General features: G+C 61.1%; 8 protein-coding genes and 2 pseudogenes. 4 read left to right on the forward strand and 6 right to left on the reverse strand.

Annotated elements, in window-relative coordinates; translation table 11 throughout:
• Positions 1–68: 68 nt before the first annotated feature.
• The 3 genes and pseudogenes from PQR02_RS09010 to PQR02_RS09020 form a co-directional block, all read right to left on the reverse strand.
• Positions 69–743, reverse strand: a complete 675-nt coding sequence (locus tag PQR02_RS09010) for a response regulator transcription factor (RefSeq protein ID WP_408228553.1) — start codon at positions 741–743, stop codon at positions 69–71.
• A pseudogene (locus PQR02_RS09015) lies at positions 733–2,934 on the reverse strand (PAS domain-containing sensor histidine kinase). The gene PQR02_RS09010 and the pseudogene PQR02_RS09015 overlap by 11 nt, the downstream one beginning before the upstream one ends.
• Before the next feature lie 219 nt (positions 2,935–3,153).
• Positions 3,154–3,537 (reverse strand): response regulator transcription factor, encoded by a 384-nt coding sequence (locus PQR02_RS09020; RefSeq protein ID WP_408228556.1) that lies wholly within the window; start codon positions 3,535–3,537, stop codon positions 3,154–3,156.
• A 514-nt stretch (positions 3,538–4,051) separates the two neighbouring features.
• Between PQR02_RS09020 and PQR02_RS09025 the strand changes: the two genes are divergently transcribed.
• The 4 genes and pseudogenes from PQR02_RS09025 to PQR02_RS09040 all read left to right on the forward strand — a co-directional run bounded on the left by PQR02_RS09025 (position 4,052) and on the right by PQR02_RS09040 (position 9,170).
• Positions 4,052–4,306, forward strand: coding sequence for an H-NS family nucleoid-associated regulatory protein (locus PQR02_RS09025; protein ID WP_408228559.1), 255 nt, complete (start codon positions 4,052–4,054; stop codon positions 4,304–4,306).
• Positions 4,307–4,429: 123 nt separating this feature from the next.
• On the forward strand, positions 4,430–6,778 hold the full coding sequence (locus tag PQR02_RS09030; protein WP_408228562.1) for an FdhF/YdeP family oxidoreductase: 2,349 nt from the start codon (positions 4,430–4,432) through the stop codon (positions 6,776–6,778).
• Positions 6,771–8,164 (forward strand): annotated as a pseudogene (locus PQR02_RS09035) (cytochrome ubiquinol oxidase subunit I). Before PQR02_RS09030 ends, PQR02_RS09035 begins: the two are co-directional and overlap by 8 nt.
• A 16-nt stretch (positions 8,165–8,180) precedes the next feature.
• A complete protein-coding gene (locus tag PQR02_RS09040; protein ID WP_408228565.1) occupies positions 8,181–9,170 on the forward strand; it encodes a cytochrome d ubiquinol oxidase subunit II in 990 nt (329 codons plus the stop codon).
• A 470-nt stretch (positions 9,171–9,640) separates the two neighbouring features.
• Here PQR02_RS09040 and PQR02_RS09045 read toward each other — a convergent pair whose 3' ends face one another.
• From PQR02_RS09045 to PQR02_RS09055, 3 genes are all read right to left on the reverse strand, one after another.
• The gene (locus PQR02_RS09045; RefSeq protein WP_408228568.1) at positions 9,641–9,973 is read right to left on the reverse strand and encodes a hypothetical protein; all 333 of its coding nucleotides are present in this window, start codon (positions 9,971–9,973) and stop codon (positions 9,641–9,643) included.
• An 834-nt stretch (positions 9,974–10,807) separates the two neighbouring features.
• Positions 10,808–11,605, reverse strand: coding sequence for a molybdate ABC transporter substrate-binding protein (locus tag PQR02_RS09050; RefSeq protein ID WP_408228571.1), 798 nt, complete (start codon positions 11,603–11,605; stop codon positions 10,808–10,810).
• 187 nt (positions 11,606–11,792) lie between these two features.
• Complete coding sequence (locus PQR02_RS09055; protein WP_408228574.1) at positions 11,793–12,920, reverse strand: VIT1/CCC1 transporter family protein; 1,128 nt, start codon at positions 12,918–12,920, stop codon at positions 11,793–11,795.
• Positions 12,921–13,725: the final 805 nt, after the last annotated feature.

The raw sequence follows: 13,725 nt of genomic DNA on the forward strand, positions 1-13,725 counted from the left end.
GGGATTCGAGGGAGAAACGAACGGCGATGCGATTTTCGCCGTTCGGGAGGCAAAGATGCCCGCGCGATTCAGACGCGCTGAACGCGGGGCGGCGTAGTACCGCCTTGTGGCGAGTTGACGCCGAGTGCCTCCGCCTTCAGCACGAAATCGGCAAGCGAGCGCGACTCCATCTTCTTCATCGCCTGACCGCGGTGAATCTTCACCGTGATCTCACTCAGGTTCATTTCGGCCGCGATCTGCTTGTTCATCAAGCCGCTCGCGACAAAGGCCATCACTTCACGCTCGCGCGGCGTAAGCGACTTGTAGCGGCGGCGCAAATCTGCAACCGAGCGGTCCGCTTCGCGCCGTTCTTCGCCCTTGCCGAGGGCAGTCGCCACGGCGTCCAGCATGTCCTGGTCGCGAAATGGCTTCGCGAGGAAGTCCATCGCGCCGGCCTTCATCGCTTTGACCGACATGGCTATATCGCCGTGCGCAGTCATGAAAATAATCGGCACACGCAGTTCACCCGCCGCAAGCTGTTCCTGCACGGCGAGGCCGCTCTGCCCTTTGAGCCGCACGTCCAGAATCAGACAGCTCGGCACATCGGGCATCTCGAACGCAAGAAATTCATGTGCGGAGACGAACGCTTCAACTCGCAAGTCCACCGAGCGCAGCAACCTGCTGACCGCTTCACGCATCGACCCGTCGTCGTCGACGACATAGACAATCGAGTTACCAGCGGCGAGGCCTCTGTCACTGCTCATGGCAGGTTCCCCCAACGAGCGGCAGGATGAACTGCAGCTCTGCACCCTTTCCCTCATGCGATTCCGCCCAGATCCGGCCACCGTGCGCCTCGACAATCGAGCGGCAGATCGACAGTCCCATTCCCATGCATTCCGCCTTCGTCGTAAAGAATGCGTTGAAAAGCCGCCCGGCGTTCTCTTCGCTGATGCCCGTGCCCGAGTCTTCTACGATCACCTGGGCGTGCCGCGCATCGAAGCGGCGCGTGCCGATCCGCAATTTCCGCGGCCGTCCGGTGACGCCCGACATCGCCTGCATGCCGTTCATCACGAGGTTGATGATGACCTGCTGCAACTGCACCCGGTCGACACACACCTGCGGCGGCGGTGCCGCGTAGTCGGAATCCACCGCGACACGGTGCCCATCCAGTTCCCGTCGCACCAGTTCGATGGATTCTCTTACTACAGCGTTCAGATCGAGTATAGCCTGAGTCGGATCGCGCTTTTGCGCCATCGACCGTATCTGGCGGATCACATCGCTCGCGCGCCTGGCATCGCAAATCATCTGGTTAATCGACTCTCCGACTTCCCTCAGGTCGGGCTGCGGACGGTTGAGCCAGCGCGAGGCAGCGTCGCCGCAAGTCACGATAGCTGCGAGCGGCTGCGTGACCTCGTGCGCGATCGACGCGGCCAGTTCGCCGAGCATCGTCAGGCGCGTCACGTGCGCGAGTTCGGCCGTCGAGCGGTCGAGCGCTTCCTGCGCCACCTGCCGTTCCGTCACGTCCATCAGCGCGCCGACGTACTCGGGGCTCGCCGACTGAGATGCTGCAAGGTGCGCGACGTAATGCACGTATTTGACACTTCCACCGGGCATCGCAAGGCGATGTTCGACGTCGACGAACGGCGCGCCCGCGAGGCTCTGCTGATAAGCGCGCCTGACGAGCGCGATGTCTTCGGGATGCGAGCGCTCGAGGATCAGTTGGAAACTGGGTGTGACGCGCTTTGGATAGTCGAAGATCTGATACGTTTCGTCGGACCACCACATATCGCCGTCGGGCAGTTTTGTCGCAATGCTGCCGGTGCGGCTAAGGCGCTGCGCGTCGGACAGGAACGCTTCGCTGCGCTCGAGCGCCTGCTCTGCCCGCTTGCGTTCTTCGATATCGGTGTTGACGCCGTACCAGCGCAAAATGTTGCCGGCGTTATCGCGCAGCGGTTCCGCGCCGATATGCATCCATCGGTACACCCCATCGCTGCGCCGGATGCGCGAGACGTGTTCGAACGGCACACCCGTTGCAATTGCTTCGTGCCAGGCGTGCTGCGCCGCGCAGTAGTCGTCGGGATGAAGGATCGAGCGCCAGATACCGCCACCATCTTCAGGCAGCGTCACGCCCAGTTCGTTCCAGCGGCGGTTGATGAAGCTTATGCGCCCATCGCGCGACGAACTCCAGACCATGCCCGGAATCGCATCGATAGTCGCGCGCAACTCGTCCTTCTGGCGCTGCAGTTCGCCTTCCATCTGCTTGCGCACGGTGATGTCGTTGTTGGTGGCGAGCACGGCGCGCGGCTTGCCCTTCGCATCGCGCCAGAGTGCCAGGCGACTCGAAATGATGACCGTAGCACCGTCATTGCGCACGCGCTGCAATTCGCCTTGCCAACGGCCCGAACGCAAGAGCTCACTACGAATGTCGCCTAGCGAGACTGATGACCGCGTTCGCGTCAACTCATGAATTGGCTGGCCGATTGCCTCGTGCGGGGTCCATCCGTAGAGTGCTTCGGCGCCCTAATTCCAGAACGTGATCAGATCGTTCATGTCGTACGCGACGATTGCGTCATGCGTCAGATCGAGCAACTGCAGTTGCTCTTGCAGCGTCGCGGTGTTCTTCTGATTGCGCAACGCCAGCACCGACGTCGTCGTGATGGCGAGCAGGCTGACGACACAGCGCGCAATCGCGCCGCCCGAGTAGTGCTCGTCATGCGACATCGCAAACGCAATCAAGGTCAGCGCCACGCAGCTCCATGCGGTGAGGATCGCAGCACGCCTCGACCCGGTCGACGCGACGAGCAGCACCACGACCACGTACAGCACGGCAATCGCGATATCGAGTGGCGTGAGCGCGTCGATCAGGAAGACGACTAGCGCGATGGCGGCAGCGAGAACGGACAGCACGCGCGCGTCATGCCGCATCGGTTCGTCGGCGCGTGAGCGGAATATCATGACGACGATTGAGCGCGCCGCGCGGGAAGGAGGAAAACTAAACGCCGCGATGTTGGCATAGGCATTCCAGGAAAACGTTCAGTGACGAGTACCGGAACCCTGTCCCGTGCCGCAAGAACGGCACATCAAAGTCAGACATGCAGGACGCCGACTAATTTAATCCGATATTTTATCCGAATTTCCCTATATCCAACATTCAAGGCCCGCTGCTCGCGGACTTCAATGAGGCTCGCCGCCTTCGGCCGGGAGCGTCTCAAGGCAACGCGACACCGCCCCGCCATCGACAGGCTTGCTCAGCACGCATACCGCGCCGCCGCCCAGCGCCTGGCGACGCACCGTTTCCGATGCGAAAGCGGAGATAAAGATGATAGGCAGCATAATCCCACCGTCGAGCAGGCGCCGCTGCATCTCGAGCCCGGTAATGCCCGGCATCTGCACGTCGGAGATAATGCACGCGACATCGCTGATCTCGCCCGAGTCGAGGAAATCTTCAGCGGACGCATAGAGCCGGACGTCCCAACCGAGTGAACGAACAAGTCTCGATGTGGCGATGCGGACGGATTCGTCGTCGTCGATGATTGAAACTATCCGATGTGTATGCAAGCGACTCATCCTCTGCCATACATGCGATTGCCGCGGCACGATACTGTGTCGCCGTCGTTCATGTATTCCCATGCTATCGACAAACCGCTGCCGCGAAAATCATATGTGTGTATAGGGTAAGGCCGCGGAGCCGTAAAACACGCGGAAAAGCGGCGGGACAGACTGTCCACCCACATGCGGCCTTGCTGGGCGCAGTCGCTGCGGGCCCGAATGGTGACTCCGCAGCGGGGACTCCTTTCGTGCGACCGGCTTGCAGATGTCGCGGCCCCGGGTCGTGTAGCGAGTTCGCCTGCCCGTCGCTGCCCGTCGTGCGTATTGGAAGTCGCGCGTGCCTTCGCTAAACGACGGTTGAGACACAGCCGCTACATTTGCAACCTCGTTCACGCGACACGAGCGGATCGAAACGCTGACGCGCGGGGCCCATGAAAAGGCCCGCGAGGACGGCATGCCAAGTCGGAAGCGGTAGCCAACGCCCTTTGATCCACACAATCAAATTCACGCCCGGGAGCGACTTATGTCGACGTTCATTGAGCGTCTTGAAGGAGAAGCGCGCGAGCGCCTGATATGTTGGCTTAGGCGTCGCATGATGGAAGCCGGGATCACGATCGAAGCGCTGGAACACGCGCTCAATCGCGATGTCGAGGATGACCGGACAATTCGCTATCGCGATGCATACGGCAATGCGTGGACAGGTCTCGGTGAGATGCCCGAGTGGCTGCGCCGCGCAGCGGCCGCCGGCCAGAACATCGATCACTTCCGCTGCGGCTGAGCGCCTCCACGCAGACGATGGCCGTGCGGATTTGAAATGGACGGGCAATTGCAAAAGACCACGCCCTTCCGGACGCCGATGATGGCATCCAATGGCTCGCTGAGAGCGGAAAGGAAAATCGACATGGCGAAGAAAAAGCAGGTGATACGCATCTATAGCGAGCCGGCCGGTGGCTGGGGCGCGCTGAAGGCAACCGGCGAAGCGCTCGCGTTGCAGGGCGTGGCGGTGTCGGGCGCGCGCACGCTGTTGCACATGAATCAGCCAGAGGGCTTCGATTGCCCGGGCTGTGCATGGCCCGACCCGAAGCATACGTCGTCGTTTGAGTTCTGCGAGAACGGCGCGAAGGCGGTTGCGTGGGAAGCGACGGCCAAACGCTGCACGCCGGAGTTCTTCGTTGCTCATAGCGTCTCCGAGCTCGCCGCGTGGGACGACTACGACCTCGAAATGGCCGGCCGCCTCACCCACCCGATGGTCTACGACAAGGCATCGGACCGCTATCGCCCGATTGAATGGGACAATGCGTTCGCGTTGATCGCGCAGCATCTGAACGCACTCGATCATCCGGACCAGGCAGATTTCTACACGTCGGGCCGCGCATCGAACGAAGCTGCGTTCCTCTATCAGCTCTTCGTGCGCGAGTTCGGCACGAACAACTTCCCCGATTGCTCGAACATGTGTCACGAAGCCACTAGCGTCGGCTTGCCGCAGTCGATCGGCGTGGGAAAGGGCACCGTGCTGCTCGAAGACTTCGAACACGCGGACGCGATTTTTATCTTCGGACAAAACCCCGGAACCAACAGCCCGCGCATGATGAGCGACCTGCATTCGGCGTCGCGGCGAGGCGCGAAGATCGTGTCGTTCAACCCGTTTCGCGAGCGTGCGCTGGAACGCTTTGCATCGCCGCAAGACCCCGTCGAAATGGCGACGCTCGGCTACACGCCGATCAGCACGTTTCTCTATCAGGTGCATGTGGGCGGCGATGTGGCCGTGCTCAAAGGGATGATGAAAGCGATCGTCGAAGCGGACGACGCCGCGCTCGCCGCCGACCGGCCGCGCGTGCTCGACATCGAGTTCATCGAGGGGCACACACACGGCATCGACGAGTTGCTCGCGGATCTGCGCGAAACGCCGTGGGAGGCGATCGTACCTCAGTCCGGCCTCACGCGCGCCGACATCACGAACGCCGCGCAGATCTACATGCGGGCGAACAACGCGATCCTCGTCTACGGGATGGGTTTGACGCAACATCATCGCGGCACCGAAAACGTGCAGCAGATTGCGAATCTGGCGCTGCTTCGCGGCAATGTGGGGCGGCCGGGCGCGGGCATCTGCCCGGTGCGCGGACACTCGAACGTGCAGGGCAACCGCACCGTCGGCATTACGGAGAAGCCCTCTGCGCAACTGATCGAAGGCATCAAGCGCGCATTCGGCTTCGAAGCGCCGAGGGGACACGGCAACGACGTGATCGCGACGCTCGACGCAATGATGCGCGGCGACGCGAAGGTGTTCATCGCGCTAGGCGGCAACTTTGCAGCGGCGATCCCCGACTGGGTGCGCGTGCAGACCGCGATCCGCAAGCTGAATCTGACCGTGCACATCTCGACCAAGCTCAACCGCAGCCATCTGGTGCATGGCAAGGACGCGCTGATTTTGCCTTGCCTCGGCCGCACCGAAATCGACATTCAGGCCGACGGCCCGCAATCGATCACGGTCGAAGATTCAATGTCCATGGTGCATGCGTCTGCCGGCCGCAATGCACCCGCGTCGCCGTATCTGCGCAGCGAGCCGGCGATTGTTGCGGGCATCGCGCGCGCAACCCTCGGTGAAGACTCGCGTGTGCCGTGGGAACAACTGGTCGCGAGCTACGACCGCATTCGTGATGCGATCGAAATGGTCTTTCCGATCTTCCAGGCGTATAACGAGCGCATTCGCGTGCCGGGCGGCTTTCATCTGGCCTCGACAGCCCGCGAACGCGTATGGGCCACGCCGACAGGCCGTGCCAATTTCCTCGTCTTCAAGGGGCTCGAGGAAAACCCGTACCACAACGATCCCGACGCGCTGTGGCTCACGACAATGCGCAGCCACGATCAGTACAACACCACGCTCTATTCGCACTCGGACCGCTACCGCGGCGTGTTCGGCCATCGCGATGTCATTTTCATAAATCCGCGGGAGCTGCAAAGGCGCAACCTTCATCCGGGCGAACGCGTCGACATCGTTGCGCTGTCGACCGACGGCATCGAACGGATCATCCGCAGTTTCAAGGTGATCGAGTATTCGCTGCCCGACGGCTGCTGCGGTGCCTACTACCCTGAAGTCAATCCGCTCGTGCCGCTCTATGCATTCGATCCGCAAAGCCGCACGCCTTCGTACAAATCGGTGCCGGTGAAGGTGGTGCGCGCCGCCGCTGTCGGTCCGGATTCCGCCCCCCGTGCCGTAGTGCCTGGACAGGAGGACGCTCATCATGCTTAGTCATGTACTCGATCTGTCGCGTGCGCAGTTCGCGATGACCGCGATTTTTCACATCCTGTGGCCCATTCTGACGATCAGCCTCTCCGCGTTTCTTTTCCTGGTCGAAGTGCTGTGGCTCAGAACGGGCGACCTCATGTACTACCGGCACGCGCGGTTCTGGACCAAGCTGCTGGTTCTCAACTTCGCGGTCGGCGTGGTCAGCGGCATTCCGATGGAGTTTCAGTTCGGCACCAACTGGGCCGGCTTTTCGCAATTCAGCGGCCAGTTCATCGGCAACATTCTCGGCTTCGAAGGCGCGATGGCATTTATGCTCGAGGCGGGCTTCATCGGCGTGATGCTGCTCGGCTGGGGGCGGGTGCCGCGTGGTGTGCATCTGTTCGCCACGGCCATGGTGGCGCTGGGGTCGAGCATCTCAGCGTTCTGGATCATGGTCGCCAATTCGTGGATGCAGACGCCCGCCGGCATCTCCATAGTCGACGGCAAGGTCGTCGTGACCGACTACGTGGCCGCGATCTTCAACCCCGATATGGCGTGGGGTGTGTCGCACATGTGGGTTGCGGCGATCGAGACGGGCATGTTCGTGATCGCCGGGGTTTCGGCATGGAACCTGTTTCGCCGACGCAACCCGGAGTTCTTCGCTCGCTCGTTCAAGATCGCGTTGACGGTGCTCGTTTTCGTTGCGCCGCTACAGATCTGGCTCGGCGATTCGAGCGGCGTGAGCGTATTCGAATCGCAGCCGGCCAAGGGTGCGGCAATCGAAGGAAACTGGAACACCAACAAGCCCGGCACGGGCGCGGCATGGTCACTGCTCGCGTGGCCGGATCAGGAGAAGCAGCACAACGACTGGTCGATCGAAGTGCCCGGCATGCTCAGCATACTCGGCACGCACTCGCTGCACGGCAAGGTGAAAGGGCTGACCGATTTTCCGCGCGCCGATCAGCCGCCGATGATTCCCCTTCTCTACTACGCGTTTCGCGCGATGGCGGGCATCGGCTTCGCGTTCATGCTGCTCGCGTTCTGGACGGCCTATGCGCTGCGCAGGGCGCGCGGCAGCCTCGCCGCCTGCTCGCGCAACGCAAGCTGCTGCTCGCGTGGGTGCTGTGCATTCCGTTGCCCTATGTCGCCGTGGAAGCGGGCTGGATCGTGCGTGAAGTGGGACGCCAGCCGTGGATCGTGTACGGCCTGCTGCGCACGAAGGACGCGGTTTCGACTGTGGCTGCCTCGTCGGTATCGATGAGTATGGCGATGTTCTTCGCGTTCTATGTCGTGCTGCTGGTTACGTTCTTCGTGCTGGCCCGCCGATGGCTGCGCACCGGCCACGATTTAACGAGCACGCCGCCCGCCCCCGTCGCCGCACAAACGCCGACGACCGTCTCCGGCTACTAGACAAGGAGGTTGATTCATGGATAGCTCCACTCATTCGATGCTCGCTGTCACGTGGTTCGGCTTGCTCGGCCTGATGCTGATTTTCTACGTGGTCACCGATGGCTTCGATCTCGGGGTCGGCATACTCAGCCTGTTGCGCAATCGCCGTCAAGACCGTGATGTGATGACGCAGGCGATCGGCCATGTTTGGGACGCAAATGAGACATGGCTCGTCGTGCTGGGCGGCGGCCTGTTCGGGGCGTTTCCCACCGCGTACGCACTGCTGCTGCAGGCTTTGTATCTTCCCGTGATGGCGCTGATCGCCGGTCTCATCATGCGTGGCGCGGCGATCGAGTTCCGGCATAGCGTCGACCATGGCCCGCTGTGGGACAAGGTGTTCGGTTTAGGCAGCCTGATTGCGGCAGCGTCGCAAGGCGTCGTGCTCGGCAAGATCATTACGGCGTTCGCGCCGGGCGAGCTTAGCGGCCTGTTCGTCGTGATATCGGCGATTGGCGTGGTGGCGGGGTATTCGCTGCTGGGCGCGACCTATCTGGTCAAGAAGACAGTTGGCGCGATCGAACAATGGGCGCGACGACTCGCGTTGCTGAGCGCCATGCTGACCGTGATGGTCGCCGTGCCGCTGACCGCTGCGACGTGGCTCTTCAGCACGGTCGGGCACGACCGCTGGTCGCAGCCGGGCGTGTTGCATCTGTTGATCGCGCTCGGCGTGGCCGCCGCACTCGCATTTGCGTTGATTATGGCGTCGCTTTATCTGGGCAGTGCGCGCGGGCCGTTCCTCGCGTCGGTCGCGCTCTTCATTCTGTCGTTCGCGGGTCTTGCCATCAGCCTGTTTCCCGACTTCATTCCGGGCAGGCTGGGCATCATCGAGGCGGCATCCGACTCGCCGACGCTCGTCTTCATGCTGATCGGCATCGGCCTGATTTTCCCGGTGATGATCGGCTATAACCTGTACCAATACTATCTCTTCCGCGGCAAGGTGGTGGGCGTTGCGCATGCGGGAGAGTGAGGGGATGATCGTCCGGTCGCACGAGAACTGGCTTCGAGCAGCGTTTGTGAACACCAACGCCAGCCACCGTGCGGGTCATGTTACTGCCACTCGCCGAGCGGAATTCGCGCTTCTCGCAGGCTGCCTTTCGTACTGGTCAGCTAGTCCAATACGGCCGACATGCGGAACAGCGACCGGAGGAGCGAGTGGTTGACACGTTTCAGTAGTCTTGTCGATGCGCAGATCGAGATGATCAACGGCATTCAATTCGACCAGCCTCTGATGGCGATCGAAGCGCCAGTGCGTGCACAGGGGTGGTCCTGACAAGTCCCGTCCTGGTGGAAGCCGAGTTCGCTGAAGAAATGCTCGTCGAACCGTTCGGCAAAGCGCTGTCGTTGCCGAACGGGTACTATCTCGTACACGATGCGCAGAAGCTTCATCCACGCGTGAAATCGGTGAAAACGTGGAGGGCCGAGAGGATGGCTGCCAGGTTATCGCGACTTCTTCCCGGCGCCAACCACTGCGTCTGAGGCACGTAGTGCCGCATTGGCCTCGACCAGCAGCTTGGCATCGTGGTCGCGCAACGCCGCGTCGAGTTGGCCGAAAGCAGAGTTCAGTTCCTTCTGCCCCGGCTTCGTCGTGTTGCCGCTGTCGGAGATGGCGTCCGCTTCCTTTTTTAGCCGCTTCGCCAGCTTTGCGGCAAAGCGACTGTCGAGCGTCCCTTCACGGACGAACTTGCTGACCTGATTGGTCAGTGCCGCAAGCGTCGCTTCGGTCGTCTCGTTAGTGTCATCTAACTCGTTTGCGACGGATTTCTTGTTCATCATCATTCTCTGGTGTGACACGAGGCGAAACTTCGAGTTGATAGCTCCATACATTGTAGAGTCAGCGCACTGAGCCAGGCCGCCGCAGCTTCGTTTAGGCACACGTGTCATCGAGTGCCTTGCTACGGGCCAGGTTCGTCTACTGTCTCGACAGGGAGTCGTGTTTTTGGAGCTGGTTTGTCATGGGCATTCGGTGCCTCACAAACTTCCAAGGCCGCTATGGCCTTTTTAGCGAGCGCAATCGTTTCATTGCATGCGGCCGAGTCGCCGGCGATTGACTCGCATCCGCCACCGCTATTCACGCGCGCCAACGCGCTGCGTACCTTCGCGAGGGCTGCTCGCTGCGAACCGTTGTCAGAAATTAGCGCCGCTACATTAAATGCGCTCCCGGCGGGGGTAACAACCCAGTCTGGACAAGGAGATTTCGCTAGGGCGCCGACGGCAAAGAAGATCAAAAAAAGACCAGCGGTCGGCCAGCGGCGGAGCCATAACTTGGGTAAATGAATCATAGACACCACCACATCGGCTTTTTAACGATCTATTGACTTCAAGGTAAATTACATTGATTTCAATTAATTCGTTCTACCTGGAATGTCGCTTGCTTTCATTGAATAATTTTAATATGTAGGCTGTACGATAGGTCATAGATAGGTAATTGCAAGGCAATCCACGCAGCGAAATCCGACTTTTACTCGCCGCTAAGGTCGAGCGGGAAGGTGATTACGGACAGCGATTAAGCTCAGGTAGCAGAGAACCTACACAAACCAACCGCCAAGCGCGATTCGTGATGACTGCAGGTCCGGACGAGGCAACTCTCTTTAGAGAGGGTTTGGCTCATTTCTCAGGCGTCGCCGGAAGCGGTTCGAGCCCAGTCCTCGAAATCGCGGGCGCCGCGTCCGGCGAGGACAGAAAATGGATCAGCGCCTGCGCGCCGGCCGGATTTCTCGCACTGCTGGCGATTCCCCCGGAGAACACCGTGTACCTCTGCACTTCCGCGGGCAAACTGCCGACCACCGCCACCCCCTTCACCGGTAACAGTTCGACGACCTGCTGAATGCCGATTTCAGCTTCGCCATTCGCGACGGCATCGGCGACCCGCCCGGCTGGAATCATGCGGCTCTTGCCCTCCATCCGCCCCGCGATGCCGAGACCCCAGAACAGTTCGCTGCCGACATAGACGCCACTCGGGCTGTCCGGATAGACGATCGACTTCGCTGCGAGCAGCGCTCGCCGCAATGCGTCGGCCGAGCTGATATCCGGCTTCGGCGCCCCTTGGCGAACCACCATGCCGATTGCCGAGCGTGCGAAGTCCACTTTACTGTCAGGCAAGACCTTGCCGGCCTTGATCTGTTCGTCGAGCGCATACCCAACCACGATCAGCACGTCGGCCCACTCGCCACGCGCAAGCCGCACAGGGATCGCATTCGCGGCCGCACCCACCGCGGGACCCCAGACGGTGATCAGCTTACGGCCGGTCGTCTCCTCGAATTGCGGGCCCAGTTCGCGATAGGCCGACGCAAATCCGCCCGAAATCATTACCTTGACTTCGTCTGCCAATGCTGCCCCGCTGCCCAGTATCGCGCCGGCTGCGCAGAGCGCGAGTGCTCGAATCCTCAGCTTGCGGATGGTCATGGCCGGGCCCCATGTCGTTCGGATGACCTCGTCCGGATATGCATTGAGTCCGGATGCCAGTCATGATGTTAGCCGGCAGCGAGAGTGCCGCAAGCCGTCAGCTCACGACCGCCGTCGACGGGCGTTGTTCGACCCGGACGAATCGCTCTGGTGCAAGCTGGAAAGCACGCCTGCGGATAGACAGGCCCTACGAGACCGACACGCCCAGGAGCCGCCCAACGCCGAAGGTGAAAGCTGCAGCGATAAGGCCGATGGCAACCTGGCGCAATGCAGAGAAAGCCGCACTTCGTCCGTTGAAGAGCGACGTGAAGACTCCGATGGACGCGAGAGCAAGCGCGCTCAGCGCAATACACTGCGCGATGGCGCTGAATCCATGCGCCCACAAGAACGGCATGACGGGGAAAATGGCGCCCACCGAGAACAGGCAGAAGGAAACGCCGGCAGCCGACCACGGATTCCCGCCCAGCTCCGCCGGGTCAAGACCCAGTTCCTCCCGTGTCAACGTATCAAGCGCCTTGTCCTTGTCGCGCATTATCTGCGATGCAACGCGCTTCGCTTCCCCGTCGTCGAGTCCCTTCGCGCGATAAATCAGCGCCAACTCATGCTCTTCGGCCTCGGGTGAAGTCTCCAGCTCGTCGGCTTCTTTAGCAATCTGGGTGCTGGCCAGCTCCCGCGCGTTGGTCACCGAAAGCCACTCACCCAGCGCCATCGAGCAGGCGCCGGCAATCAACCCGGCGAGCCCGGTCAACAGGATTGCCTTGTTGGCCGTGCCCGCACCCGCGACACCCATGATCAGACAGAAGTTGGAGACCAGCCCATCGTTCGCGCCGAGCACTGCCGCGCGCAGGTCGTTGCCCGACGAAACCCCCTTGTGCCATGACTCCGCTGCGGCGATGCGCGCGCCTTGCGACATGGTCGGGTCGCCGCTGTGTGCCAGCGTCTGGACCACTTCGGCGTGGTGATGCTCGTCGGCCGACATGTGCCCCGCATCCGGTTGCCCGTGATATTTGTTCCGGTCTGCGTACTCGGCCGCGGCAAGCGTGGGCAATACAAAACCCGCGCCGAAAAAATGGACCATTGTGCGCATCAGGCGCGTTTTGACTGCTTGCCCGCTCCCCTTCGGACGGACGCCGTTGACTCTCAGCTTTTCGGCCCACACCTGCGCATGCTCGCGCTCGGATCTGGCCAGGTCGCTATACACCTGCTTGCGGGTTTCATCTTCCTCGACCTTCGCGAGCGTTTCGTATAACGCAGCACTATGAAGTTCATCGGCGAGGTTTGCCCTGAACCGTCTTATTTCCTGTTTCGATGCCATGGCGAAGCCCCTGCCTGTTTTTCTGTGGAACACGGAGCGTAGTGGATCAAGGAGCCGCGAAACACAAAGCCCCTCTAGCGCACCTTAAGCGAGAACGTCTATGGTTCTCATGCCGTTTTTGGGCTGCCCCCATATACTGGCTTGCATACACGGGCACAGGCCATAGTACAACTGGTCAGAACAGGCATGTCGACCGAGGGCAGGACAGGCCAGCCGAACGCATTGGACGCTGATTCACCTGACGTATCCGGATGACAAACGATGGCGAGTCACATCCGTATCAGCCTACAGGCGCTTTCGCATGCCTTTCCAGTCTGATGTTCTGAAAGACTCCGGTGGCATACCGACTCCTCTCAACGCGTTGCACAAGGAACCGCGAAACTATATTGGCTCTGCTGAACGAATCGTGTTGACTTCCAATTCTTCACGCGCCTAGAATTTAGGGTCTTCACAAAAAGGGGCCTTTGCCTTGGACACCTGCAGTAGTCGACTTTCGAACAGTTTTATTGCCTGACTGGCAGGACGTCCGCGCGCCCTTCTTTCGCCGCCGTCCTGCCAGCAGGCAGACGGTGCGCGCTGTAGTTTCTCTCCGTGCACCCTGATTAGCGCCATCTGGACGCGCCATTAACGCGCGTCCGCGTGGCATCGCGTCGCGAGCGTCAACTCGCGGCCGCGTTCGTTTGCGCCCATCCGAATTGCCGGCGCAAACCAGCGCGTGGATAAACACGCGCGTAGCAGACGCGCGTAGCAGAAGTGCGAACCAGACACCGATAAGGAGCCGCCATGCCGGACAGTGATAGTTACC

Origin of the sequence: Paraburkholderia sediminicola, assembly GCF_046026895.1 — a bacterium.
Taxonomy (GTDB): domain Bacteria; phylum Pseudomonadota; class Gammaproteobacteria; order Burkholderiales; family Burkholderiaceae; genus Paraburkholderia; species Paraburkholderia sediminicola_C.